General features: G+C 64.2%; 21 protein-coding genes and 3 tRNA genes. 9 read left to right on the top strand and 15 right to left on the bottom strand.

Features of this window, described 5'->3' with window-relative positions; translation table 11 throughout:
* Positions 1 to 12: 12 nt before the first annotated feature.
* A tRNA-Pro gene (locus KXR83_RS08835) sits at positions 13 to 86 on the bottom strand.
* A gap of 180 nt (positions 87 to 266) precedes the next feature.
* Between KXR83_RS08835 and KXR83_RS08830 the strand changes: the two genes are divergently transcribed.
* Both KXR83_RS08830 and KXR83_RS08825 read left to right on the top strand, forming a co-directional pair.
* Positions 267 to 340 (top strand) — tRNA-Gly (locus tag KXR83_RS08830).
* Positions 341 to 600: 260 nt separating this feature from the next.
* Entirely contained in the window at positions 601 to 1278 is a 678-nt protein-coding gene (locus KXR83_RS08825; RefSeq protein ID WP_437424539.1) for a L,D-transpeptidase, read from the top strand.
* A 66-nt stretch (positions 1279 to 1344) separates the two neighbouring features.
* On the opposite strand, the gene sthA is transcribed toward KXR83_RS08825, so the two are convergent.
* The 4 genes from sthA to KXR83_RS08805 form a co-directional block, all read right to left on the bottom strand.
* Positions 1345 to 2781 carry a Si-specific NAD(P)(+) transhydrogenase gene (gene sthA, locus KXR83_RS08820; RefSeq protein ID WP_437424538.1) on the bottom strand — a complete coding sequence of 479 codons (1437 nt, stop codon included), beginning with the start codon at positions 2779 to 2781 and terminating at the stop codon, positions 1345 to 1347.
* A gap of 105 nt (positions 2782 to 2886) precedes the next feature.
* On the bottom strand, positions 2887 to 3735 hold the full coding sequence (locus KXR83_RS08815; RefSeq protein WP_437424537.1) for a PE-PPE domain-containing protein: 849 nt from the start codon (positions 3733 to 3735) through the stop codon (positions 2887 to 2889).
* A gap of 64 nt (positions 3736 to 3799) precedes the next feature.
* Positions 3800 to 4597, bottom strand: a complete 798-nt coding sequence (locus KXR83_RS08810) for an Fpg/Nei family DNA glycosylase (protein ID WP_437424536.1) — start codon at positions 4595 to 4597, stop codon at positions 3800 to 3802.
* A gap of 15 nt (positions 4598 to 4612) precedes the next feature.
* Positions 4613 to 5086, bottom strand: a complete 474-nt coding sequence (locus KXR83_RS08805; protein WP_437424930.1) for a ribose-5-phosphate isomerase — start codon at positions 5084 to 5086, stop codon at positions 4613 to 4615.
* An 88-nt stretch (positions 5087 to 5174) separates the two neighbouring features.
* On the opposite strand from KXR83_RS08805, the gene KXR83_RS08800 reads away from it, so the two are divergent.
* The gene (locus KXR83_RS08800; protein WP_437424929.1) at positions 5175 to 6221 is read left to right on the top strand and encodes a M48 family metallopeptidase; all 1047 of its coding nucleotides are present in this window, start codon (positions 5175 to 5177) and stop codon (positions 6219 to 6221) included.
* Here the strand turns inward: KXR83_RS08800 and KXR83_RS08795 are convergent.
* Positions 6209 to 6820: a mycothiol-dependent nitroreductase Rv2466c family protein gene (locus KXR83_RS08795; protein WP_062797686.1), complete on the bottom strand. Its 612-nt coding sequence runs from the start codon at positions 6818 to 6820 to the stop codon at positions 6209 to 6211. The two genes, KXR83_RS08800 and KXR83_RS08795, sit on opposite strands and share 13 nt — an antisense overlap.
* 167 nt (positions 6821 to 6987) lie before the next feature.
* Here KXR83_RS08795 and pepN point away from each other — a divergent pair, with 167 nt between their 5' ends.
* Positions 6988 to 9555: an aminopeptidase N gene (gene pepN, locus KXR83_RS08790; RefSeq protein WP_437424535.1), complete on the top strand. Its 2568-nt coding sequence runs from the start codon at positions 6988 to 6990 to the stop codon at positions 9553 to 9555.
* A gap of 66 nt (positions 9556 to 9621) precedes the next feature.
* Here the strand turns inward: pepN and KXR83_RS08785 are convergent, their stop codons facing one another.
* The 3 genes from KXR83_RS08785 to KXR83_RS08775 form a co-directional block, all read right to left on the bottom strand.
* On the bottom strand, positions 9622 to 10095 hold the full coding sequence (locus KXR83_RS08785) for a DUF5130 family protein (RefSeq protein WP_030163749.1): 474 nt from the start codon (positions 10093 to 10095) through the stop codon (positions 9622 to 9624).
* On the bottom strand, positions 10082 to 10333 hold the full coding sequence (gene ctaJ, locus KXR83_RS08780) for an aa3-type cytochrome oxidase subunit CtaJ (RefSeq protein WP_437424534.1): 252 nt from the start codon (positions 10331 to 10333) through the stop codon (positions 10082 to 10084). The genes KXR83_RS08785 and ctaJ overlap by 14 nt, the downstream gene beginning before the upstream one ends.
* A gap of 93 nt (positions 10334 to 10426) precedes the next feature.
* Positions 10427 to 10954, bottom strand: a complete 528-nt coding sequence (locus KXR83_RS08775) for an HNH endonuclease (RefSeq protein WP_051721100.1) — start codon at positions 10952 to 10954, stop codon at positions 10427 to 10429.
* A gap of 298 nt (positions 10955 to 11252) precedes the next feature.
* Between KXR83_RS08775 and KXR83_RS08770 the strand changes: the two genes are divergently transcribed.
* Complete coding sequence (locus tag KXR83_RS08770; protein ID WP_051721101.1) at positions 11253 to 11705, top strand: globin; 453 nt, start codon at positions 11253 to 11255, stop codon at positions 11703 to 11705.
* Between the two features lie 129 nt (positions 11706 to 11834).
* The gene (locus KXR83_RS08765; RefSeq protein ID WP_437424928.1) at positions 11835 to 13418 is read left to right on the top strand and encodes a glycoside hydrolase family 13 protein; all 1584 of its coding nucleotides are present in this window, start codon (positions 11835 to 11837) and stop codon (positions 13416 to 13418) included.
* A 15-nt stretch (positions 13419 to 13433) separates the two neighbouring features.
* Here KXR83_RS08765 and KXR83_RS08760 read toward each other — a convergent pair whose 3' ends face one another.
* The 5 genes from KXR83_RS08760 to KXR83_RS08740 all read right to left on the bottom strand — a co-directional run bounded on the left by KXR83_RS08760 (position 13434) and on the right by KXR83_RS08740 (position 23559).
* The gene (locus KXR83_RS08760) at positions 13434 to 14126 is read right to left on the bottom strand and encodes a hypothetical protein (protein WP_437424533.1); all 693 of its coding nucleotides are present in this window, start codon (positions 14124 to 14126) and stop codon (positions 13434 to 13436) included.
* The gene (locus KXR83_RS08755; protein WP_437424532.1) at positions 14126 to 18964 is read right to left on the bottom strand and encodes an NAD-glutamate dehydrogenase; all 4839 of its coding nucleotides are present in this window, start codon (positions 18962 to 18964) and stop codon (positions 14126 to 14128) included. Before KXR83_RS08755 ends, KXR83_RS08760 begins: the two co-directional genes overlap by 1 nt.
* Before the next feature lie 52 nt (positions 18965 to 19016).
* The gene (ettA, locus tag KXR83_RS08750) at positions 19017 to 20690 is read right to left on the bottom strand and encodes an energy-dependent translational throttle protein EttA (protein WP_030163760.1); all 1674 of its coding nucleotides are present in this window, start codon (positions 20688 to 20690) and stop codon (positions 19017 to 19019) included.
* Positions 20691 to 20847: 157 nt separating this feature from the next.
* Positions 20848 to 21291: a single-stranded DNA-binding protein gene (locus KXR83_RS08745; RefSeq protein WP_437424927.1), complete on the bottom strand. Its 444-nt coding sequence runs from the start codon at positions 21289 to 21291 to the stop codon at positions 20848 to 20850.
* 141 nt (positions 21292 to 21432) lie between these two features.
* Complete coding sequence (locus KXR83_RS08740; RefSeq protein WP_437424531.1) at positions 21433 to 23559, bottom strand: cytochrome c oxidase assembly protein; 2127 nt, start codon at positions 23557 to 23559, stop codon at positions 21433 to 21435.
* 89 nt (positions 23560 to 23648) lie between these two features.
* Between KXR83_RS08740 and KXR83_RS08735 the strand changes: the two genes are divergently transcribed.
* Positions 23649 to 23722 (top strand) — tRNA-Arg (locus tag KXR83_RS08735).
* A gap of 21 nt (positions 23723 to 23743) precedes the next feature.
* Here KXR83_RS08735 and KXR83_RS08730 read toward each other — a convergent pair.
* Positions 23744 to 25108: a hypothetical protein gene (locus KXR83_RS08730; RefSeq protein ID WP_437424530.1), complete on the bottom strand. Its 1365-nt coding sequence runs from the start codon at positions 25106 to 25108 to the stop codon at positions 23744 to 23746.
* A 101-nt stretch (positions 25109 to 25209) separates the two neighbouring features.
* On the opposite strand from KXR83_RS08730, the gene KXR83_RS08725 reads away from it, so the two are divergent.
* The gene (locus KXR83_RS08725) at positions 25210 to 25608 is read left to right on the top strand and encodes a DUF6188 family protein (protein WP_437424529.1); all 399 of its coding nucleotides are present in this window, start codon (positions 25210 to 25212) and stop codon (positions 25606 to 25608) included.
* 95 nt (positions 25609 to 25703) lie between these two features.
* Positions 25704 to 26261, top strand: a complete 558-nt coding sequence (locus KXR83_RS08720) for a PadR family transcriptional regulator (RefSeq protein ID WP_247208461.1) — start codon at positions 25704 to 25706, stop codon at positions 26259 to 26261.
* The last annotated feature ends 6 nt before the right edge of the window (positions 26262 to 26267 follow it).

Here is a 26267-nt window from a genome sequence, read left to right as displayed (position 1 = left end):
TTCTCACGTGAGTCGGGATGACAGGATTTGAACCTGCGACCCTCCGCTCCCAAAGCGGATGCGCTACCAAGCTGCGCCACATCCCGTGTAGGTCCGCCCGCAGGGGTCTGTCACCGCCTGCGGAACCGAACGCAAATACTACGTGCCGTGTCGGTCTCCACCTAAACCGGTGATGGCGGCGAGGCGATTTTCGATCCGCGGGCCGGAGGCGGTACAGTCCTTTTCGCAGACGACGACGGTGGCGATCCCGCCGAAATCGTATGCACGCGGGTGTAGCTCAATGGTAGAGCCCTAGTCTTCCAAACTAGCTACGCGGGTTCGATTCCCGTCACCCGCTCCACCCTCAGAAGCCCTGGTCAGCGCGTTGCTGACGAGGGCTTCTGTCGTTCGAGCACCAGGTTCGGCGAACGCGGCGCCGCCGCCGTGTGGTCGAGGTGCGGGTGAGTACCGAGTGAGGCACACCACATTCACTTGTGCCACACCGGTAGACACGCGCCACAACTAGGCCTTTTGCGTTTGGCTGGCCGTCCTATGCGTGCAACTATTAATCCGCGCTTTCGGGGAGCGTATAAGCCTGTCGCCGAAGTTAGGGTCCAACTAGTGTCGACCAGTAAGTTCGCCTCCGGGCGCAGCGTCATCCGCCTCCTGACCGCCGTTGTCGGCGTGATCGTCATGGCGCTGATGATTCCGGCCACCGCAATGGCGCAGCCGGCTCCGACCATTCCGGGCCTGCCCGGCGTGCCGCTGCCGACCATCCCCGGTATCTACACTCCCGCTCCGCAGCCGCCCGCGCCGGAACCGATCCCGGAACCCGCGCCCGCGCCGCCCGCAGAGCCTGCTCCCCCGGTCGCCACCCAGACCGGCTGGGTCGCCCTCGCCGACGACGCCACGCACGAACTCACCGTCTGGCACGACGGCAAGGTTGTACGCAAGATGCCGATCTCGATGGGTAAGAACGAGAACCCGACTCCGAACGGCACCTACTACACCAAGGAGAAGTACCGGGACATGTACATGGACTCGTCCACGTACGGCGTTCCGGTCGACTCCCCCAACGGCTACCGCACCTACGTCGAGTGGGCGATCCGCATGTCGTGGGACGGCATCTTCATCCACGGCGCGCCATGGTCGGTCGCTCAGCAGGGCAACACCAACGTGAGCCACGGCTGCATCAACCTGAGCCCGGAAAATGCGCAGTTCGTGTACGAGAACTTCCCCGAGGGCACCCCGATCGTGGTGCAGGGCACCATCGGCGGGCAGTACGTCCCCGGCAGCTAGACCTTTCTGATACGACAAAACCGGCGCCGAGAACATACTCGGCGCCGGTTTTGTTGTGCCGGCCTGTTACTCCGCGCCCAGCTCGTACCCGTTGCCAACGCCGGTGACACGCGCGATGGCCCGCATCTTGTTCACCGCATCCAGAGCGGCAACCTTGTACCCCTCGGCGAGGGTCGGGTAGTTGAAGACTGCATCCACGAGGTAATCGATGGTGCCACCGCAACCCATGACCGTCTGGCCGATGTGGACCAATTCGGCTGCGTTGGAACCGAATACGTGAACCCCCAAAATACTGCGGTCCTGGGCGTCGACGAGGAGCTTCAACATCCCGTAGGCATCGCCCATGATGGTTCCGCGCGCGAGTTCGCGGTATCGGGCGACACCGACCTCGAACGGAACGTTCGCCGCGGTCAGTTGGTCTTCGGTCTTGCCGACGTAGCTGATCTCGGGGATCGAGTAGATGCCGATCGGGTGCTTCGATGAATCGGTCTCGCCGACCGGCTCCCCGAACGCGTCGTACGCGGCGCGCCGCCCCTGTTCCATCGCGGTCGCGGCAAGTGCCGGGAAGCCGATCACGTCTCCCACCGCGTATATGTGGCTCACCGTTGTCCGGAAGCTACCGTCGACCGTCAAGCGGCCACGTTTGTCGGCCTCGAGACCCGCTGCGGCCACGTTGAGTTCGTCGGTGACACCTTGACGTCCCGCCGAGTAGAGCACGGTGTCGGACGGGATCTTCTTGCCCGATGCCAGAACGGTCACACTGCCCGATTTGTGCTTTTCGACCATCTGCACGGTCTCGCCGAAACGGAACGTGACGCCGCGGTCACGCATCTGGTACTGCAAGGCCTCGACCACCTCACGGTCACAGAAGTCCAGCATGCTCGAACGCTGCTCCACCACGGTGACCTTGGTGCCCAATGCCGCGAACATCGACGCGTACTCGATGCCGATGACCCCGGCGCCCACCACCACCATGGAGGTCGGGACCCGGTCCATCCCGAGTATCTGGTCGGAGTCGACGATGGTCACGCCGTCGAACTCGACCGTGTCGGGGCGCGCGGGACGGGTACCGACCGCGATCACGGCGTGGTCGAACGTCACGTTCTTGTGGTCACCGTCGCCGGTGGTGATCTCGATCTCGTTCGGGCCGATGAAGGCCGCACTACCGAGCAACAACGCAACCCTGTTGCGCGACAACTGATTCTGGATGACGTCGATTTCCTTACCGACGACGTGGGCGGTGCGGGCCGACAGATCGCCCACGGTGATGTCGGTCTTCAGCCGATACGACTGGCCGTACAGTTCACGCTGGTTCAGGCCGGTGAGGTAGAGGACCGCTTCGCGCAGCGTCTTCGACGGGATGGTGCCGGTGTTGATGCACACTCCGCCCACCATGTTGCGGCGTTCGATCACCGCCGCGCGTTTACCGAGTTTGGCTGCGGCAATGGCAGCCTTCTGCCCAGCCGGGCCGGAGCCGATGACAACAAGGTCGTAATGGTCCACGTGACTTCTCCCAGCGTTGGTACGTCGGGATCAGTGTCGCCCACCTCGGGCCCCTGCACATTTCAGACGAGTGAATTGTTATGGCGGTGCGTCCCCGGATTGCAGTCAGGCGACGTCGTGACGAACGGTGTCAGGCACGAAAGTGGCCTGAACCTGAAGCCAACGACTCAGCATCTCGCACCCGGTGAGCCCGTCGGGATCGAACGGCTCGAAGCCATAGGCGATGTGGCGTCCCCCTCGCCGATTGGCGATGACCAGCCTCCCGAGACGCACCCGCGTCGGTAGGTAACCGGCCAACTCGACTGCCAAGGCACGCAGCCGTCGGAGGTCTCGTCGCCACTGACGAGGATGCAGCGATGTCTTTGCCGCGTTCTGAAAACTGTTGCTGCGCAATATTTGCCACAACCCACCGAACCAGCCCCGAACATCTCTCGTCGAGAACGTCGCGGTCAGATCGGCGAGGTCGCGCAGCAACGAGTCGTCGCTTGCATTACAGATCACGTCACCCGGATGGCCGATCCAGAGCGCTGGTAGGCCCTCGGGCAGATCTGGCCCGTGACCGGCCAGACCAAAGCCATCGCAGCCCGCGACGACGCCGGGCGGCTGATACGGATCGGCGACGAAACCGACAGCGGCCACATCTGCATGTGTGGTCGCCAACAATTGTCGGACGACCACCGCCCCCTGCGAGTAGCCGATGAGCATCACCGGTCCGGACGCCCGCGCCATTTCGGCGCGTAAATTGTCGACACCGGCAGCAACGCTCTCCCGATAACTGATCCCGTTACGTCGTGGCACCGGTCCGTAACTGGCCGGGTACCGGACCCACCGGCAGTCGAACCGCTCATCGAGTCGATCTGTCACCTGGGCCAGCATTCCGGACACCGCCGTACGAGGGTCCTTCCGGTGAGTCTCGCCCGTACCCCCGACCGCCAGGAGCGTCACAGTGGTCATCGCCCCATCGTGCCGGGTCAACCTGAGGCCTTGCTGTGTCGGCACCGATTCGGGTCCGCGACGCTCAGTCGGCTTGGCAGACCGGGCACCAGTAGACCTTGCGTGCGGCCATGTCGGTCATCAGGATCGGTGTGCCGCAGATCCGGCAGGGTTCACCGGTACGGCGGTAGACGTACGTCCGGGGTCGGTCGGGGCCGTACGACGGTGCGCCATGGTCGTCTTCGGGCCGGATGACGTGGATCTTGCCTCGCCGCACTCCCACGGTCATCAAGGTCACCAGATCCGCCCATATCGCATCCCATTCGTCGCGGGACACATCGTTGCCGGCGCGAAACGGGTTGATCGATGCACGGAACAGCACTTCGGCCCGGTAGACGTTCCCCACCCCGGCCAGCACTTTCTGATCCATCAGCAGTGCACCAATTGGCTTGCGTGACTTCGCTATCGCGTTCCATGCCTGTTCCGGGTCCGCATCTTTGCGCAGAGGGTCCGGTCCGAGCCGAGACGTCAATGCAGCCAGATCGGCCGGCGTGAACAGCTCGCACGCGGTTGGCCCGCGAAGGTCGGTTCCGTACTCGTCGGTCTCCATCCGCATCCGGACCTGACCGACCGGCGGCGGCAACGGGGAGGGGCCGTCGGAGAACGACCCGTACAGACCGAGATGGATGTGCACCAGTTCTCCACCGGCGTAGCGATGGACCAGGTGCTTGCCCCACGCCTCTGCCCGGGAGAACACCTGTCCGTCGAGTCGGGCTGCTGCGGCGGCGAACCTGCCCTGCGGGCTGGTGACAGTGACCGTCCGCCTGGCGAACTTCCGCTGGTGCAGTCGCGCCAGACGGTGAAGCGTATGCCCTTCCGGCACGGCCCGCCCCTGCGGTCAGTCGGCAGGCAGGGCCGGTGGGGTGCCGGTGCGCTCGTAGTCGGAGAGAATGTCGATCCGTCGCTGATGACGTTCTTCGCCGGACCACTCCGTGCTGACGAAAGCATCCACGATCGCCAACGCCTCTTCTTTGCTGTGCATGCGGCCGCCGATGCCGATCAGCTGAGCGTTGTTGTGCTGCCGCGCCAGCTGGGCGGTCTCCACGCTCCAGGCCAGTGCACATCGGGCACCGGGAACCTTGTTCGCCGCGATCTGCTCGCCGTTGCCACTGCCGCCGAGGACGATGCCGAGGCTCCCCTCGTCTGCGACGGTGCGGCGGGCGGCCTCCACGCAGAACGCCGGGTAGTCGTCGACGGCGTCGTATTCGTGCGCCCCGCAGTCGATCACCTCGTGCCCACCGGACGTCAGGTGTTCAGAGATCTGGCCTTTGAGTTCGAAGCCGGCATGGTCGCCACCTAGATACACGCGCATGGCGAACAGTCTGTCAGAGTCCACCACCGGATCTGTGCCCGACCACAGATCGTTCACGGTCGCCATCGCATAGGCCGCATTCCCCTAGATTGGTCTCGTGTATCCACCGCAGTTTCCGGCGCCGCCGCAGCCCGTCACCCACTGGCTGGCGCCCGCGCCATACGCCGGTCAGCCGCGGCGCCATCCGTGGGAGATCCCGATGCTGGTCCTCATCCTCGTCATCGGTGTGGGCGCCTATGTGATCGGTGTTGTGCTCGTGGCCGGCGGTTCGCTCGACACCTGGTTCATCCTGATCCTCGTCGCGCCGCTGTTGCTGTATCTGATCCGTGGCCTCACGTACGCGATGCCGCGCGTCAACGGCGTGAAGATGAGCCCCACCCAGTTCCCGGAGGGGTACCAGATGGTGGTCGATGCCGCGCGCCGTTTCGGGCTCGAACACGTACCCGACGCCTACGTGGTCCTCGGCAACGGAACCATCAACGCCTACGCATCCGGTCATGGTTTCCGGCGCTTCGTGGTGGTGTACTCCGACCTTTTCGAGATCGGCGGTCAGGCGCGCAGCCCCGAGTCGCTGCGCTTCATCATCGGCCATGAGGTCGGGCACATCGCCGCAGGCCACGTGTCCTACTGGCGTCAACTCGGGTCGATTGTGGGGATGAACATCCCGATCCTCGGGCAGGCCCTGTCGAGATCGATGGAGTACACGGCCGACAACCACGGGTACTACAACCAGCCGTCGGGTTCGCCAGGCGCAATCGGTGTGCTCGCCGCAGGCAAGTACATGTTGACCTCGGTGGACTTCGATGAGTTCGCCGATCGGGCGACCCACGAAAAAGGCTTTTTCACCTGGCTGACAAACCTGCGCTCCAGCCATCCCGTGCTGACCTGGCGCGCCGCCGCGCTGCGGAACCGGACCGCGCCCGGCCGGATGTTCTTTCGTCCGAAACACCTCGTCCGGGGCATCGGCAGCGGACATGTGCAGATGCTGCCACCGCCCGGGCCTCACCCGCCCGTGGTGCAAGGTCCCCCTGGATATCCCCCATTCCAAACACCGGCGGGACCGCCGGCCGGCCTCCCGAAGGACGACATCGACCAACAGCCCCGCCAAGAGGGCCCTGCGCCTCAGTCGAACTGAGGGTCTTCGTTCCTGCTGCGCTTGAGTTCGAAGAAGTGCGGGTAGCTCGAGAGCGCCACCGCACCGTCCCAGACCCTGCCCGCATCTTCCCCGCGTGGGATCCGCGAGAGCACCGGGCCGAAGAAGGCGACATCGTTGATGTGGATCGTCGGCGTTCCCACGTCGTCTCCCACCTTGTCCATGCCGGCGTGGTGACTCTTACGGATCGCGTCGTCGAAGGTGGTCTCGTCGGCGGCCGCCGCCAATTCCGCGGGAAGGCCCACCTCGGCCAGCGATTCGGCGATCACGGAGTCGAAGTCCTTGTTGCCCTTGTTGTGGATGAGCGTCCCCATGGCGGTGTACAGCGGCGCCAGGATCTCGTCGCCGCGCTCGGCCTGCGCCGCGGCGATCACCCGCACGGGACGCCACGCCTGTTTGAGCCCCTCGCGGTACTCATCGGGAATGTCCTTGCCCTCGTTCAGCACCGCCAGACTCATGATGTGGAAGCTGGTCTCGATGGTGCGAACCTTCTCCACCTCGAGGATCCAGCGCGAGGTGATCCAGCACCAGGGGCACAACGGGTCGAACCAGAAGTCAACACGATCAGTCGAGTCGGTCATGCGCAGATCACTCCTTCATCAGGGGACAGTCGGTTCGTCAGCAGATTAACCACCTGCAGGTGACAACAACCGGTGTCCGCTCGCATTCCCGCCCGTGGTCGCGCGTCCCCACACGGACAGGCCATACGGTGGGTGAGTACACATCGGCAACGGAAAGGCGAGGCAACGTGGCGGCACCAAACTTGACCCGTGATCTTGCGAGCGAGCGCTCGGCGAACATCTCGGTCTCCAACTACGCGATCGACCTCGACCTCACGGACGGTTCGGGTAAACCGGGTGAGAAGACGTTCCGTTCGTCTGTCACCATCGCATTCTCGGCCGAGCCCGGGTCCTCATCGTTTGTCGACCTCATCGCCGAGAAGGTGCACAGTGCCACCCTCAACGGGGAGTCGGTGGACCTGACGGCGTACACCGAAGAGCACGGCATCGCGCTTCCCCAACTGGCGGAACAGAACACACTCGAAGTCGTGGCCGACTGTGTCTATTCGCACACCGGAGAGGGTCTGCACCGCTTCGTCGACCCCACCGACAACTCCGTGTACCTGTACTCGCAGTTCGAGACAGCCGACGCCAAACGGATGTTCGCGTGTTTCGATCAGCCCGACATGAAGTCGACGTTCGACGTATCGGTGACCGCGCCCGAGGACTGGAAGGTGATCTCCAACGGCGGGGGAACCGAGACAGCGCCCGGCAAGCACACTTTCGCCACGACGCCCCTGTTGAGCACGTACCTGGTGGCGCTCATCGCGGGTCCCTATGCGCAGTGGACCGACTCGTTCACCGATGAGCACGGCACCATCGACCTCGGGATCTTCTGCCGATCTTCCCTGGCCGAGTTCATGGATTCCGAGCGCCTGTTCACCGAGACCAAGCAAGGATTCGCGTTCTATCACAAGAACTTCGGCATTCCTTACGCGTTCGGCAAGTACGACCAGCTCTTTGTTCCCGAGTTCAATGCAGGCGCGATGGAGAACGCGGGCGCGGTCACGTTCCTCGAGGACTATGTCTTTCGCTCCAAGGTCACGAAGTATCTGTACGAGCGGCGCGCCGAGACCGTGCTGCACGAGATGGCCCACATGTGGTTCGGCGATCTCGTCACCATGCAGTGGTGGGATGATTTGTGGCTCAACGAATCATTCGCCACATTCGCATCAGTGCTGTGCCAGTCCGAGGCCACTGAGTACAAGAACGCCTGGACCACCTTCGCCAACGTCGAGAAATCGTGGGCGTATCGACAGGATCAGCTGCCGTCGACACACCCGGTGGCAGCCGACATCCCCGACATCGCTGCCGTCGAGGTGAACTTCGACGGAATCACCTACGCCAAGGGCGCTTCGGTGCTCAAGCAGCTTGTCGCATACGTCGGCCTCGACCACTTCCTCGCCGGTCTCCGCGACTACTTCCAGGCTCACAAGTTCGGGAACGCGACGTTCGGTGATCTTCTCGGTGCGCTCGAGAAGTCTTCTGGTCGGGATCTTTCCGACTGGGGGTCGCAGTGGTTGAAGACCACCGGCATCAACGTGATGCGGCCCGACTTCGACCTCGACGATTCCGGCGCATTCACCCGCTTCGAGATCATCCAGGATGGTGCCGCGCCAGGCGCCGGCGAGACCCGCACGCACCGACTGGCTGTCGGCATCTACGACGACGTCGACGGGAAGCTGGTCGGGACCAAGCGAGTGGAACTCGATGTCGAGGGTGGCCGCACGACGGTCGACGACCTCATCGGCGTTGATCGCGGTCGGCTGATCCTGCTCAACGACGACGACCTCACGTACTGCTCGGTGCGGCTGGATCCCGACTCACTGGCCACGGCCACCAGCCGTTTGGGCGACATCAGCGAATCCATGCCGCGCACACTGGTGTGGTCGGCAGCGTGGGAGATGACCCGCCAGGCGGAGATGCGAGCGCGCGAGTTCGTGGCACTGGTCCAGGAGGGTATCGGCTCGGAGACCGAAATCGGTGTGGTGCAGCGAGTTCTGTTGCAAGCGCAGACCGCGATCGACGCCTACGCAGACCCGCACTGGGCGAAGTCGGAAGGCTGGCCGGGTTTCAGCGCGCGACTGCTGGAACTCGCGCGCGCTGCCGAACCCGGCTCGGACCATCAACTGGCCTTCGTCAACACACTGCTCGCGGGCGTCCTGGCGCCTGGCCAGGCGGAGATCGTGAAGTCGCTTCTCGACTCGGACCCCGCAGACCAAGGACTACCCGGTCTCACCGTCGACACCGACCTGCGCTGGTCGATCGTGAACGCCCTGGCCACCGCCGGTGCCATCGACACCGATCCGTCGACGACCCCTGTCATCGATGCAGAACTCGAACGAGACAACACATCGGCGGGCGAACGGCAGGCAGCCAAGGCCCGGGCGGCCCGTCCCCTCGCCCAGGCCAAGGCCGACGCCTGGTCCAAGGCTGTCGAGGACGACACGCTCTCGAACACTCTGGGTCGGTCCGTGATCGCCGGCTTCGTGCGTCCGGGGCAGGGTGAGCTGCTGGCGCCGTACACCCAGAAGTACTTCGAGGCGGTCCCGCAGGTGTGGCAACGACGCTCCAGTGAGGTCGCCCAGACGGTGGTTGTCGGTCTGTACCCGAACTGGGCTGCCGACGAGAACGGCTTGGCACTGGCCGACGAGCTGCTGGCCGCTGACCATCCTCCGGCCCTGCGTCGACTGATCTCCGAAGGCCGTGACACCGTGGCGCGGGCCCTGCGCGCACGGGAGTTCGACAGGAGCTGAGACGGTCACAGACAACAAAGGCGGGGCAACCACAGTGGTTGCCCCGCCTTTTGTGTTGGTATCAGATCAGCGGATCGTGACCGCCGAAGCGATGACTCGGACCGCCGAGATCAGTCCGTCGACGAGATCGCCCGCGCGGATACCGGCGATGGCGGCCGTCACGCCCAGCTGAGCCACCCGGTCGTTGAGCCGCGGAGCGACTTCCCGACCGGAGATGACCACCACGTCCTTGGTGTTCGGCGAGACCGCGATCAACGCTGCGTGTTCGGGTTCGGGCACGCTCGGCAGCACCGCGGATGCGCCTGCGAATGCGTCGGGTCCGAGGTCACCGATGTAGATCGAGAAGCGGATGCCCGTCCGATCCGTGGCGTCCGACAGCGCATCGTCGAGAGCAACCAGTTCGTCACGCCGAAACGGCGGCGTGGCCGGTGCGGCGCCGGGGAACCGGGCAGCCGAGACGCGCCCGCTGCCGGTCACCGTGGCACCCATCGGGAGGGTGTCAGGGTCGATGTTCGCCCTTACGATTTCACCACTTGCCACTTGCCGAGCCTCCGATCAGATCGTCATGTCCATGCCCGTGGTACCCGGGCGCAACCGGTGTGACGTCGGTGGCGCTGAACAGCAGCGGTTCGTGCTCCCACTTCTGGTCGATCGTGTAGGGCTGCACCTTCGGGTACTTGACACCAAAAGTGAGGGTCATCGAACCGATCACCAGCACAACCGAGATCACAGTGAGGATGACGACCGGTAAACCGATCGCCACAATCAGGTCTTCCACCACATCCGCCCTTCAGCAGTCGTCTTTCATCTGAGAACTTAGCGGACGCCGCTCCCGGACGCCTCGCCGAGGTCGCAGTGGCGCGTCGGACTCCTACGCGGCACCCGAGTCCAGGTACCGGGACCAAGCGGGGTCGAAGTCCTTGACGGTGGCGAGAAGACGCCAATGGCGTCCCTTGGGTGCGCTCAGAGTTGCCTTGAGGGTCCAGCCGAGTTCGCCGAGCAGCCGATCCGCCTTCTTGTGGTTGCAGGAGGCGCAGCACGCGACGCAGTTGTCCCACGTGTGCGTACCCCCCCGGCTCCGTGGGACGACGTGATCGATCGTGTCCGCCTTACCGCCGCAATAGCCGCAGCGGGAGCGATCGCGCTGCATCAATGCTGCTCTGGTCATCGGGACCACCGCCCGGTACGGCACCCGCACGTAGTTGCGGAGCCGGATCACCGAGGGCACCGCGAGCGCCATCTCTGCCGAATGAATGAGAGGGCCGGCACCATCCTCATGGATGACGTCGGCCCGTTCGCGCAGCACCAGGACTATCGCCCTGCGTATCGAGATCGCCGCGAGGGGTTCGTAGGTGGCATTGAGAAGGAGTACCCGGTGTTTTCCCCACCGTGTGTTCATCCGCGCAGGCGGCCCGCCGATGGCATCCACCGCGGTGCCCCGAGAGCCAGGCGTCAAGGTGGTCACAGACGAGCTACCGGGGTGAAGGGGCACGCGTTCAGACCCCGCGTGGACCTTTTCCCGCTGCGACTTCGTACGCGACATCTAACCTCCCGGCCAACCAACCGACCTCGATGGGAACGATTCAGTTCAACACGGATATCGCAGAAATGCACGACAATAAGACCAGCTGCAGCTGGTCTTTTGCGTGAACTCTGCGTATCGCGGGATATGCGCATGATGGTCCGGCTCTGGAACAATGGTTCCCGTGACTGATTCATCGCAGACGGACCCGGCCGGCGATGCCGGTTCCACGCAGACGGAGCCGGTCCGCACGTTCTACGACGCGGTGGGCGGCGAGCAGACGTTCGTCGACCTCGTGGCGCGCTTCTATCGGGAAGTGGCAGCCGACGAGATCCTAAGGCCGCTGTACCCCGAGGAAGACCTGGGCCCGGCAGAACGCCGAATGCGTATGTTCCTCATCCAGTACTGGGGCGGGCCCCGCACCTACTCCGACGAGCGCGGACATCCCCGGCTGCGGATGCGACACAACCCCTTCCGTGTCGGCCCACTCGAACGGGACGCCTGGCTCAGATGCATGCACACAGCCATCGCCTCCATCGATTCCACCCGGCTCGACCCGCCTCACCGGCAGGCGCTCACCGAGTACATGGAGATGGCGGCCCAGTCCATGGTGAATACACCTATCTGACCTGGCTCGCGGAGCGGCCCCGTGATCGCGGGCAAACAACGATCGTGAGGCAAGATGATGCGGGTGAGTGACGAGAAGAACGACCTTTCCGCCGCTGAAACCGGTGCGCCACACCAGGTTCAGCAGCATGTGCAGTCGGACTATCCACTGTGGTGGCAGAACGCGGTTTTCTACCAGATCTATCCGCGCTCGTTCTCGGACAACAACGGAGACGGTGTCGGCGATCTGGCCGGTGTGATCGACAAGCTCGGCTACCTCGAACTGCTGGGCATCGACGCCATCTGGCTCAGCCCCGTCATGAAGTCACCGATGGCCGACCACGGCTACGACGTGTCCGACCCGCGCGATGTCGACCCGCTGTTCGGCGGACTCGAAGCCCTCGACCTGCTCATCGCCGAGGCCCACGGGCGGGGCATCAAGATCACCATGGACCTGGTTCCCAACCACACCAGCGACCAGCACGCCTGGTTCGTCGAAGCCCTTGCCGCTGAGCCCGGGAGCCCGGCGCGCGAACGCTACATCTTCCGCGACGGCAAGGGAGAGAACGGCGACGAGCCGCCCAACAACTGGCCCAGCGTTTTCGGCGGCCCGGCATGGACACGCACCACCGGGCCCGACGGGGAGCCCGGACAGTGGTATCTGCATCTGTTCGCACCCGAACAACCGGACTTGAATTGGGACAACCCAGAGGTGTTCGCCGACCTCGAGCGCACGCTGCGGTTCTGGCTCGACCGTGGAGTGGACGGGTTCCGGATCGATGTGGCACACGGCATGGCCAAACCCGACGGCCTCCCGGACATGGACCACGAAGCTTTTGGCCTGCTCACCAACGACGACGACGATCCGCGGTTCAACAACGACGGTGTGCACGACATCCACCGCCAGATCCGCGGAGTGCTCGACGACTACCCCGATGCGATGACCGTCGGCGAGATCTGGGTGAAGGACAACACCCGATTCGCCGAATACGTGCGCCCAGACGAGCTCCACCTCGGCTTCAACTTCCGCCTGGCAAAGGTGGGTTTCGATTCCGAGGAGATCCGCGAAGCCATCGAGCATTCCCTCGAAGCCGTTGCAACAGTGTCCGGCACACCCACCTGGACGTTGTCGAACCACGATGTTGAGCGTGAGGTCACCAGGTATTCCCACGACACCGATCCACGCGCCGGGCTCGACCGTGCACGCGCGATGATCCTTGTCGAGCTGGCCTTGCCGGGTGCGGCATTCATCTACAACGGTGCCGAACTCGGGTTGCCGAATGCCGAGCTGCCGGACGAGGCACTACAGGATCCGGTGTGGGAACGTTCCGGCCATACCGAGCGTGGTCGAGACGGCTGCCGAATCCCCCTGCCCTGGGAGGGCGAGACACCGCCCTTCGCATTCTCCAGCAACACCAAGACCTGGTTGCCGATCCCACCGGAGTGGTCGACCCTGACCGTCGAGTCGCAACTCGAAGATCTGGATTCGACGCTGTCGCTCTACCGGCTGGCGATCGACCTGCGCAAGACCCGTCCGGAGTTCGCCGGAGAGAGCATCGAATGGTACGGCGCACCTCCCGGATGCCTGGCGTTTCGCCGGTCGCTCGGCAAGCTGGTGTGTGCTCTCAACGCCGGGCCGGACCCGATCGGACTACCACCCGGTGAACTGTTGCTCAGCAGCAGTCCCCTGGTCGACGGAAAGCTCCCACCGAACGCCGCGGCGTGGCTGGTCTGACCCGACCCGCCGGGCTCAGTTGACCTGGAGCGAAAACGCCATCGTGCGCCGCTGATAGACGGACCCGAATCGGGCGTCGAGTCGCGCCCACACCGCGGTGCAACGCACTCGCACGACTTCGTCGGCGTCGATGAGTTCGAGGTCTGACGTCTCGGTGACGTCGTGGTTGTCGGCCTGCCGCACGAAACCCATTGCTGTCAGAGCAAAGATCGAGCGCATCGATACGTTGACGACCTCGTCTGTCGTCTCCCCTGTCACGTCGAGGACCTGTTGGTCGAGCAGTGAGGTCGGCGGTCCGTGGCCGCTGCCTTGGGTGCGGGCCACCTCCGCCCCGGTACGCGACAGCTGGATCAGTACCCGGGCCGGAACGTCATCGACGTGGACGAATCCGTCGACGGCGGGCAGGGCACCGCGCCAAGCGCTGTCGAGAGGGAATCCGGTGTCCACCGACGCGGTCTCCGGGTTGTCCGCCTCCCGCCTCAGCGCGCTGCGCAATTCGGTTGCGCCGCAAACCACGTCGTCACCCTCGATGGATCCCGCGACCACCCGGGTGGCCAACACATCGAAGCCGGTGTTCACCCAGATTCCCAGCAGGCCATCGGGACGCTTCTTGATGCGGAGAACCGCGACATCGTCGGCGCGCAGAGCCCGGCCGGCGAACACGGCCAGATCGGTGCGGTCGCGGGCCGCCAGGGTCAACGTTGCCATCAGCGGATCGAACTCCTGAGCTGACGGGCCGCCACCGACAGCGTCGCGAGATCGAGTTCGCCCAATTCGGCGATGTCGGACAGCGTCGTCCGCACGCGGGCGAGGCGCGAGGAGTTGCTGAGTTCCCAGTCGGCGATCTTTTCGGCAGGCGACTCGTCGGGCTCGGCCGAATCCAGGATCACCAGACAGAGCGATCGCAGCGTGCTGTGCAGGTCGTCGCGCAACGCCAGCCGGGCGAGCGAGTGCCAGCGGTCTTTGCGGTCCAGCTCGGACACCGCGGTCAACAGATCCTCGACGCCGAGATGATCCATCACCGCGAAGTACAACTCCCCGACCTCGGCAGGCTCTCGGTCCGATATCTCGGCCGCGTCGATGATGTCGAGAAGGCAGAACCGGTGCAGGCTGACGGCGACGGCCTCGGCGATCTCGGCGGGCACACCGTCATCGCGCAAGCGCTGGGCGCGACGCTCGACCCCGTCGGCGGAACTGCCACGAAGCCAACCCGGCAACTGGGGCGACAGTTCGGCGACGAGTGCGGCGTAGCGCGTCACCTCGGCTGCCATCGCAAGAGGTTGCGGCCGACCCGCGATCATCCAGCGTGACGCGCGAAAAAGCAGCCGTCGCGCGTAGGTGATCATGGCGTCGGTGGTCGGGACAGAACAGGGCGCCGACGCGATGTCCTGCCACAATGCGTGCAAACCGAAGATCTGCGTGACCGCCTGAAATGAGCGCACCACGTCGAGCGACGTCGATCCGCTCCCCTCACACAGTCGGAACACATGGGTGATTCCAGCGTTGTCCACGAGGTCGTTCACCACTGCCGTCGTCACGATCTCGCGACGCAGCGGGTGGTTGGCAATCCCTTCGGCGAACCGCTCTCGCAGTGGCACAGGGAAATACGTCATCAGTCGTGGCGCGAAGACGTCATTGTCCGGCAGGTCACCGTCGAGCATGTCGGACTTGAGCGCCAACTTCACATGCGCCATCAACGTCGCCAGCTCCGGTGACGTCAGACCATGACGCCCGGTGGACTCACCGCGCTTGATCAGCTCGGCCGGACGAGGGAGGGCCTCGAGCTTCAGGTTGACCCCACGGCCGGCGAGCTCCTTGAGCAATCTCGCGTAGACCTCGGCCGCCTCGGCGGCCTGGGATCGGCTGGTGCCCAACTCGGCGTTCTGTGACACGTTGTCGGCCAGGACGAGGTCGCCGACTTCTTCGGTCATGGACTCCAGCAGCGGGTTTCGATCCTCAGCAGCCAACTCACCGGCCGACACCTGGGAATCGAGCAGGATCTTGATGTTCACCTCGTGATCGGAGCAATCGACGCCCGCCGAATTGTCCATCGCATCGGTGTTGATGCGTCCACCGCTCAGATCGAACTCGATCCGACCCAGTTCGGTGACTCCGAGGTTGCCGCCCTCGCCGACGACCTTGACCCGCAGCTCGTTCCCGTCCACGCGGATCGCGTCGTTCGCCTTGTCCCCCACCGCTTCATGCGACTGGGTGCTCGCCTTCACATACGTTCCGATGCCGCCGTTCCACAGCAGATCGGCGGGAGCGAGCAGGATGGCGCGGATCAGTTCCGGGGGTGAAAGCCTCGAGACCTCCTCGGGCACTCCCAGGGCCTTCGCGATCTGAGGGCTGATGTCGATGGACTTGCGGTCGCGCGACCACACGCCGCCACCTTCGCTGATCAACTCGGTGTTGTAATCGGCCCACGACGAACGTGGCAGCTCGAACAGACGCTGTCGTTCGGCGAACGACTTCTCCGCATCGGGGTCGGGATCGATGAAGATGTGACGGTGGTCGAACGCAGCGGTCAATCGAATGTGGCCCGACAGGAGCATGCCGTTACCGAAGACATCGCCGCTCATGTCGCCGATCCCCACCACCGAGAAGTCCTCGGTCTGGGTGTCGATGCCCATCTCTCGGAAGTGGCGTTTGACCGCCTCCCAGGCGCCTCTGGCCGTGATGCCCATCGCCTTGTGGTCATATCCGGCCGAACCACCGGAGGCGAACGCGTCTCCGAGCCAGAACCCGTATTGCCCCGCAACATCATTGGCGATGTCGGAGAACGTGGCGGTGCCCTTGTCCGCGGCGACCACCAGGTAGGGATCGTCATCGTCGCGGCGTACCACCCGGGTGGGCGCGGTGACGTTCCCCGACTTCTGGTCGATGTTGTCGGTGAGGTCGAGCAGTCCGGAGATGAAGTGGCGGTAGCACTCCACTCCTTCTGCACGGTAGGCGTCCCGATCCGCGGCGGCGTCCCCCGTCGGTAACGGCGGCCGCTTGACCACGAATCCACCTTTGGAACCAACTGGCACGATGACCGCGTTCTTCACTGCCTGCGCCTTGACCAACCCGAGGATCTCGGTCCGGAAGTCCTCACGCCGATCCGACCAACGCAATCCGCCGCGAGCCACCGACCCGAACCTCAGATGGACGCCCTCCACCCGCGGTGAGTAGACGTAGATCTCATACAGCGGACGTGGTTCCGGTGTCTGCGGAATGTCTCTGGGGCGCAACTTGAAAGCGAGGACGTTCCGCGAAGAACCGTGTTCGGCGGCGACATAGTAATTGGTACGCACGGTCGCCGAGATCACCGAGATGTAGGCGCTGATGATGCGATCGACGTCGAGGCTGATGATCGACCGGACGTCGGCCGACAGACCGTCGAGCACCTCCGACCGCCGGTCATCGTCAGCTACGTCGGGATCGAACGACGCCGCGAACAACTCGACGAGCGCCTTGGTGATCGCCGGGTGCGCGCCCATAACCGACGCCACGTGATTGTTGCTGTAGGACGAACCGCACTGACGCAGATATTTGGAATAGGCACGCAAAACTGCCGCTTCGCGCCAGGTCAGGCCGCAGCGAAATACGAGTTCGTTGAAGTCGTCCACCTCTGCATCACCGCGCCAGATCTGTGCGAATGCGTCGGTGAATCGATGTTCGACGTCGTCGGTGGTCTGTTCGTCGACCGCCATACCCTCGGCGAGCGAGAGACTGAACTCGTAGATGTGGCACGTCTGGCCATCAGGACGTCGTAGTTCATACGGCCGTTCGTCGAGAACGTTGACACCGAGGCTGTGCAGCACGGGCAACACCTCGGTCAGCGTCGCCGACCGTCCGCACAGATAGAAAGCGAACCGCCACTGCTGTTGCGCTGCAGCATCTTCCGCCAGCTCGGCGTCTTCGCCCACCGGGCGATACAACCTCACCTCGAACGCTCCGTCGTCGAGGCCCTGCACCACGTCGATATCGGTGTATGCCTCCGAAGGGGCACGGATGTCCTTGTAACTGTCGGCGAGGGTGGCTGCATAGAACGCGACCACTTCTGGTCCGACGGTGCTTGAGCGGTTCGCCGCCACCTGCCTCAGCCGTTCGTCCCAGCCTCGCGCGGCTGCGATGAGTTTGTCCTGGATGGCCACCTGACCCGGCGATCCGACGGCCAGATCCCCGAGCTCGGCGCACGCAGACGTGGAGATGCGCATCACCACATGCAGGAGCGCCAACGGCGATTCGCTGACCCTGGCGGTGTATTCCAGTGCGTCGCCGCCCAACTCACTCAACAGCTCGTTCTGCAACGTCTCTCGCAGCCGCGTGGTGTAACGGTCCCTGGGCAGATACACCAGGGCAGAGACGATCTCGCCGGCCGGGTCCGGTCGGAGAAATACCCGGAGCTGGCGATTGGGGACGGCTTCGAGCACCTCGGTAAGGGTGCGGGCGAGCTCGCCCGCCTGCAGGGAGAACAGCTCTGATCGCGGGAAAGTCTGCAGGAGTTCGAGCATCGCCATACCGGTGTACGACTCGGCCTCGACCTCGGCGGCCGCCAACACCTCGCCCACCTTGGTGTCCAGGACGGGGATGTCGAAGATGTTCTCGTGCAGAGCCGTTGGCGTGAACCTGCCCACGAAGACGTGTTCGCCGACGCGGATGCCGTTGTCGTCGTAGTCGTCGATCTGGATCAAACTCGGGAAGTTGGACCGCTGTATGCGAGTAGGCAGATACAGCTGCTGCACGGCGACAGCACCTGCTCCCTGGGTCGCCTTGTGTTCGACGTCCGCGGTGCGCCAGACGCCGAGGCCGGAGGACCGGTGTGGCGTGCGGTCGCGCCCGGCCCCGTCACAATGCAGGTAACCGAACGGGGTGAAATTGTTCTCCACCAGCCACCGCAAGAGACGCGCGAAGTCTTCTCCCGCGGCCCGGTCGAGCCCGTCGGGAAGGGTTGTCGTCAGATAGGACGAGTAGGTGTCGGCCAGCCCGGTCAGCAGATCGAGCATCGGTGCGCGGTCGTCGTGCACATCGGCGATGCGGCCGATCACGGTGTCGAGTTCGGTTCTCACCACATCGATGTCGATGGGCGACACCCGTGGGACAGCATCGACATGGATCCATGATTCGACCTGCTGGCCGGTTCGGACCGTGTCGCTGGGCTTGTCGGAATCGACTATCTCTTGCAGCTCACCGTGGCCGTCGCGGACGACGAGCATGATCGGATGGTCGATGCGGACCACCATCAGTCCAGAGGCCTCGAGTGCTGCGACCACGGATTCGACCAGCAACGGCATGTCATCGGTGACCATCGACACCGACACCGCACTGCCGTCGAACGCGACGTCGGTCACCGCAACGCCGTCCGCCCGCGTGTGAGCAATCTTCACGTGGGCGCTGAGCTGGGACCGTTGATCCGGCCCCAGCTCATCCCATGTGGTCTCGTCGAAACTGCCGGGCCCGTGGAAGTAGGGGGCCACAGCCTGCGGCAGAAGCGCTTTGATCGCTTTCGAGGAATCGTCGCCCCGCGAATCCGTCAGGTCCGTTTTTGTTGATCCGGTCATGAGCCGTCACTCTCGGAGTTCTGCGGATACCGCGGTGGGCGATGAAACAACTCTAGTCGCGCGTCAGCTTTCGGTGGGTGACCGAATGAGGTCGGGCCGCGTCCGCGCCGAGGCGCTCGATCTTGTTCGCCTCATAGGCCTCGAAGTTGCCTTCGAACCAGAACCACTTGCCTTCTTCGACGTTGCCTTCCCACGCCAGGATGTGGGTACAGGTGCGGTCGAGGAACCACCGGTCGTGCGAGATGACCACCGCACAACCCGGGAACAACTCGAGTGCGTTTTCCAACGAACCGAGCGTCTCCACGTCGAGGTCGTTTGTCGGCTCGTCGAGCAGAATCAGGTTGCCGCCCTCTTTGAGGGTCAGGGCCAGGTTCAGGCGGTTGCGCTCACCACCTGAGAGCACCTCTGCCTTCTTCTGCTGATCAGGACCCTTGAAGCCGAATGCACTGACGTAGGCACGTGAGGGCATCTCGTTCTGGCCGACCGTGATGAAATCCTGTCCTTCGGACACGACCTCCCACACGTTTTTCTTCGGGTCGATGTTCGAGCGGTTCTGGTCGACGTAGCTCAGTTTGACCGTCTCGCCGACCTTCACGATGCCGGAATCCGGTTCTTCGAGTCCGACGATCGTCTTGAACAGCGTGGTCTTACCGACACCGTTGGGGCCGATGACGCCGACGATTCCGTTGCGCGGCAGCGTGAACGACAGGTCCTTGATCAGCACGCGGCCGTCGAAGCCCTTGTCGAGGTTCTTGACCTCGACCACCACGTCGCCGAGGCGCGGCGGGGTCGGGATCTGGATCTCTTCGAAGTCGAGCTTGCGCATCTTGTCGGCCTCGGCAGCCATTTCTTCGTAGCGGCCGAGACGGGCCTTGTTCTTGGTCTGGCGCGCTTTGGAGCCCGACCGCACCCAGGCGAGTTCCTCCTTGAGGCGGCGTTGCAGCTTCTGGTCCTTCTTGCCTTGGACCTCGAGGCGCTCGGCCTTCTTCTCCAGGTAGGTGGAGTAGTTGCCCTCGTAGGGGTGCAGCTTGCCGCGGTCGACCTCACAGATCCACTGCGCGACGTGATCGAGGAAGTACCGGTCGTGGGTGACGGCCAAGACGGCGCCGTGGTACGCCGCGAGGTACTGCTCGAGCCAGAGCACACTCTCTGCGTCGAGGTGGTTGGTGGGCTCGTCGAGGAGCAGCAGGTCGGGTTTTTGCAGCAGCAGCTTGCACAGCGCTACGCGGCGACGCTCACCACCGGACAGGTGGGTGACCGGTTCGTCGGCCGGCGGGCAGCGCAGTGCGTCCATCGCCTGCTCGAGCTGGGAGTCGAGGTCCCACGCATCACCGTGGTCGAGCGCCTCCTGCAGCTTGCCCATCTCTTCCATGAGCTCGTCGGAGTAATCGGTGGCCATGAGCTCGGCGATCTCGTTGAAGCGGTCGAGCTGCTCCTTGATCAAGCCCATGCCTTCTTCGACGTTCTGCCGAACCGTCTTCTCTTCGTTGAGCTTGGGCTCCTGCATGAGGATGCCGACGGTCGCATTGGGATCGAGGAACGCCTCGCCGTTGGACGGTTGATCGATGCCCGCCATGATCTTCAGGATCGACGACTTGCCGGCGCCGTTGGGCCCGACCACACCGATCTTGGCGCCTGGGTAGAAGGACATGGTGACGTCATCAAGAATCACCTTGTCGCCGTGCGCTTTACGCACCTTCTTCATTGTGTAGATAAATTCTGGCACGCTCTGGCCTCTCTCACTGTGCTCGCAGGTGTCCACCGCGGTTTCTCGCCGGTCGGCCGCCGAGAAGGCCGTCCGCAACATCACCAGCGTAGTGGGTCGGTGATCTCCGGTCGGTCGCGGCGACCCTTCTCGGCGTACTGCGCGGCACCGAGGCAGCTCAAGCCGCAGCCGCCTCCCCCGAATCGCCTGTTGTCGGCACGGTCACCCCGGCCTGGGGCGCATCGGTGGATCTCGTCACCCTTGACGATCCCTCGTACGCGACCCGGCAGCGGGTCAGATCGAGCCCAACCGCCGTTGCGGTCATTTCCAGGTCTGACCGCCGTTCGCCGTTTTCCGACACGTATTCATTTGTCTTGAGCTGACCGTGCGCGATGATCGGCCGGCCTTTGGCGACCACCGGCGCGACCCCGTCGATGAGTCGGCGCCAGCAACTGACCGTCAGATACAACGCGGGCCCGTCCACCCATTCGCCACTTCGTTTGTCAACGCGTCTGGGGTTGCACACCATCCGGAACGACAGCACATCTTCGCCGGCCGCGGTCTGTCGGCGGCGCGGGTTCGTGATCGCGGTCCCGATCACGGTGGTGTAGGTCTCGTACATGTTCTCCCCCTGATGATGGGCGCCGAAGAACGGCGCGGATCTCTGTGGGTTCAGCATGTGCCACCGAGCGGACACGTCACCGGGTCTCGAGCACCTACCTGTGGAGCATTCCGTTGCTGTGGACAACCGGCGGAAAATTCGTCACTTGCGGGCGCCGGGACCTGTCTCGCTCGCGTCCACGTCGACAACCTCGTCGCCGTCCGCTTCGATGTCATGGTCATTCGCCACTGCGGTTGTCGTCTCCGCCCCGGTTTGCCCCGACCCACCTGGCTGACCGGCCAGCTGGGCGAGCATCGCGTTGTAGCTGGCCAACTCCGAGTCGTGGTCGCGATCTTCCCGTCGGTCGAACCGAGTCGCCTGACGTTGGTCCTGACGGCTCCATTGCACCAGCAGCGCCAACATCACCAGCACCAGCGGAATCTCGCCGGCCGCCCAGGCGATGCCCCCACCGAGCCGCTGATCACTCAGCAGATCGGGATTCCACGGCAACAGAAGGCTGTTGTAGTACGGCCGCGCGATGACGTTGTCGGTGCTCATCAGGGCGACACCGAAGAAGGCGTGGAACGGGAGCGACCCGAAGACCATGGCCAGTTTTGCCACCGGTGACAGGGTCCTCGGCGACGGATCGATGCCGATGACCACCCAGTAGAAGAGGTAGCCACTGACCAAAAAGTGCAAGTTCATCGCCACGTGCGCCGCGTGATACTCGGCCAACATCTCGAACAGGCCGCCGAGATACAGCACGTAGTAGCTACCGACGAACAGCACCGACGCGACCAGCGGGTGGGTGAGGAAGCGCGAGTACGGGCTGTGCAGGACGGCGAGAATCCACTCGCGTGGCCCTGGAGGAGCAGTCCTGCCCGCGGGCGGTATGGCTCGCAACGCCAGTGTCACCGGGCCACCGAGAACCAGTAGCACCGGTACCAGCATCGACAACATCATGTGCGCCACCATGTGGACGCTGAACAGCGCCGGCGCATATTTTCCGAGGCCCGACGACGTGGCGAAGAGGAATGCTGCGCACCCCAGCATCCAAGCGATTGTCCGCCCGATCGGCCACGCGTCGCCGCGTTTGCGCAGTCGGTACACCCCTCGCAGGTACACAACCGCCATGACGATGGCGAGCGTGCCGAACAGCAGATCGAAGCGCCAGTCGACGAATATCCGACCGATGGTCGGGGCTTCATCCAGTCGGTAGCCCAGGATCAACTCGGTGGCCGGCATGTCAGCCGGGTTGACGTTGGCCGGTGGCGGCGTGCGGGACAGTCCGACCGCGAGGCCGAAGGTCGCCGCAAAGACGAACAACTCGGCCAGGGCGAACCGGATCAAGGGTGTCCGGTCCTCCGTCGCCGACAATGTCGAGATCGTGTGACGTCGGTGCCAGGCCCCGAAGCCGCCGAGTACAACCAGTGCGACGGTCTTCGCCACGACGAGTTGGCCGTATGTCTCGGTGAACAGCTGATCGAGGTGCACTCGGATCAACGCATTGATCACTCCGCTGGCACCGACGACAACAAAACACCAGAATGCGATGCGCGAGTATCGCCGGACTGCCAGGGCCGTGTGACGACCGCCTCCGCGCGCATAGACGAGGACCGCGAAGAGTCCCCCCATCCACAGACAGGCACCCACGATGTGCAGGATCAGACTGTTGGTGGCGTAATCGTGACTGCCGCCGGTCGACGAGTGCCCGGCAAGAGCGGTGGGCATGAGTGTGAGCAGAGCCAGCGGCAATGCGATCAGCGTCCAGGTCCAGCGCAGGGCGATGCGGGCGACGACGGCGCAGATCAACGCGAAGATCGCGGTCCACAGCCAGGAACGCGCGTCGGCGATCTGGTCGAGGGCGGTGATCAATCGGTCGATGGACATCGTTTCCGACAGCGGGAATCCCGAGGTGTCCGAGACGGTGAGCGGGATCATCAGCAACGCCGCGATCGCCCACACCAGGGCCCCGACCGCGGCGAATCGGATGGCGCGGTAGCCACCGACGTCCAGTACCCCGTCCGATTGTGGGGGGACGAAGAATGCCGCGAACAACGTGCCGCCCACAGCCACGACGGCGCCGATCTCGCCGATCGTCTGGACGGTGGGCAGCCCGTACCGGGTCAGCGCACCGGGATCACCGACGCCGGCCAGATCCAGCACAACACTCGCCGAGATGGCCGTGACCGCGATGGCCACAGCCGCCGCGACCCAGGACAGAACCCAGCCGATGCTCGCCGCCCCGCTGCGGCGGATGTCGATCGAATCGGCTGTAGTCGTACTCATCCCACCAGGGTAGGCACCACACGGGTGTGAGCTGCGTCCGCCCGCGATTGCACCGGCCGATATACTCGCCTGCGCCGACAAGTCGGCACGCCTCCGTAGCTCAGGTGGATAGAGCAAGAGCCTTCTAATCTCTAGGTCGCAGGTTCGAGTCCTGCCGGGGGCACCGAGATCCGACGTCGCATGGTCAGTGCGACACCACTCGCAGATATTTGCCCCCGGGGCTCTGTTGCGGCGATTCTCCGGTGTCGAAGACCGTCATTCCCGGAACGCCCCGGTCGACGAAGAATGTCGTCAGGCCGGCCACCATCTCCGCAGCGACCACCGCACGGTCATCACCCGCGACCGGGCGAACACGCACCCCGACCCTGGTCGCAGACTCTCGGACGAATTGGTACTGGGCCCAGCGGGTCACGGCACCGAGTGCAGCGCCGATCTCCGAGGGGGCGAACTCCCTCACCCCGGCCGAAGACTCGACATGCAGGAACTCGGCGACGCGGCCGGACACCCGAAACGCCGGAAGGCGGTTGCCGCACTCACACGCATCCGACTTCATGGTGATGCTGTCGCCCAGCTGGTACCGGATGATCGGTTGAACCCGACGGAACAGGGTCGTCAGCAACACGGAGCGCGATGCGACGCCGGGGGCCGTGGGTCCCCCGTCTCGGTCGATCGGTTCGAGAACAACCCAGTCGGCGTTCAGGTGCTGCCAGCCCAGGTCGCATTCGCGCGCGATGAACATGCATTCGTTGGCCCCGTAACTGTTGACCACCGGCGCCTGCCAGGCCTCCCGAAGTCGCTTCGCCATCTCTGGAGTCATCCCCTCGGCAATCGGACGCACGATGACCGGCCTGATGTGCAATCGTCGTCGAGCCTGTTCTTCGGCGAGGAGCAACAACGTGCTCGAATAACCGCTCAGCACAGCGGGATCGAAGGCGTTGAGCTGGTCGACGAGCTCACCGATGGGTGTGTCCACCGGAAGCAATCTCGCCAACTGCCTCTGTCCGGTCTGGACCTGCTGACGGGCGAGCAGGGCCCGGGCCATGTGGTGACCGCTCGTCCCCGCGATCACGGCTGTGCGGCGGCCACGTCTGAGGAACTGCGCGGTCTCGACCACCGACATCCTGCGTTCCCGCGTGCCCAGGGCCCGCGTGACACGGAATGCGAACTCCTCGGTGACGAAATAGCCGACATGCCCGGTGGTGCCCGACGTGGTCGTCACGAGGTAGTCGCCGAGGAACGCCGAACCTGCCGAGGCCTGGTCGCCGACAAATCTCTGTACGCCATCCAGCGTCACCCGCGGATCGGTCACCCATTCGTCGAAGGAGTCCATCAGCTCGATTTTCGACGTGATCGGTAAGTCCGTGATCGTCGCACCGGACCAGGGAAGATCCCGGTAGAGCCGGCCGAAGTACGGCGAGTGTTGCCGGACGTGGGCGACGAGCTCGTCGAGCCGTCGCCGTTGTCGTTCGTCGATCCCGCAGGGCGCTTCACGCGCCGCATCACGTATGGCCCGTTGCAATGCCTTCAGATCGTCGTCCAGCTCAGTCACGAATCGACACTGTCACGAGCAACTGCTGACCGGCGTTCTTCTTGCCTAACTCGCGTTTGTGCGCGACAGTCGAATGTGACGTACACCACTTGGAGGTTGCCGTGCACCTGTGGATACAAGGCCATCACGTCGAGCGACTCACGTTCGATGACAACTTGACGTTCTTCTTCGACGGTCACTGCGAGCTGGTCTTGTGGTCGCCTTTCTCACTGACCTCACCACCCATCGGAGGACGCGGGATCGACCACGACGACATCGATCCGGCCAACGTGATCCCCGAACAACGCCCCTTGTTCACCATGCTGGGCAGCAGATGCGCGGTGGCCGAATGCACGGACGACGGGGACCTGCACATGGAGTTCGGCGACGGCAGCAGCATCGACGTTCCGGCAGACCCGGAAGGGCCGTCGTGGGAGCTGTTCGCGAAACGGCAGGGGTACGCCACCTGCGAGCGGTCCGGTGAAATCCGGGTGATCGAGCACCATCACGCCGCCCACTGAACCGGCAGCATCGCCCGTTTCGCAGGTCACAGCTAGTAGAAACTGGCATATAAACACTGTTGCATAGCGCGCAGTTGCACAGGTATGGTGCTGGCGTGGCACTCGAACACGCGATCATGACCTCGCTCGCCGAGCGTCCGGGCACCGGTTACGAAATCGGGCAACAGTTCACCCGGTCCATCGGCCATTTCTGGTCGGCCACACATCAGCAGATCTATCGGACGCTCAAGAAGCTGCACACCGACGGTCTGGTGAGTTTCGAATCCGTTGCGCAAGACGGCCGACCGGACAAGAAGGTCTACACGCTGTCAGCCAAAGGGCGTGTGGCGCTGAGGGAGTGGGTCAGCTCCCCCACCGAACCTCAGCAGCTGCGCGACGAACTGGGCGTCAAGATCAGGGCCGCCGAGTTCGGCAACCTACCCGGACTCATCGCCGAGCTGAAGCGCCATCGCGACCTGCACGAAGGCCGACTGAGGCTGTACCAGGAATTCGAGAAGAACGACTACCCCGACCCCGACGCCCTCAACTTCCGCAAGCTCAAGCAATACCTGGTCTTGCGCGGTGGAGTGCGTATCGAGATGGGGTTCATCGAGTGGTGTGACGAAGTGATCGGCGCGTTGAGCGCTCAGCTCGACGAACCACCCAGCAACTGAAAAGCG

Origin of the sequence: Williamsia muralis (assembly GCF_051487485.1) — a bacterium.
GTDB classification, from domain to species: Bacteria; Actinomycetota; Actinomycetes; order Mycobacteriales; family Mycobacteriaceae; genus Williamsia; species Williamsia muralis_B.
This window is presented reverse-complemented; position numbering and strand designations above follow the sequence as displayed.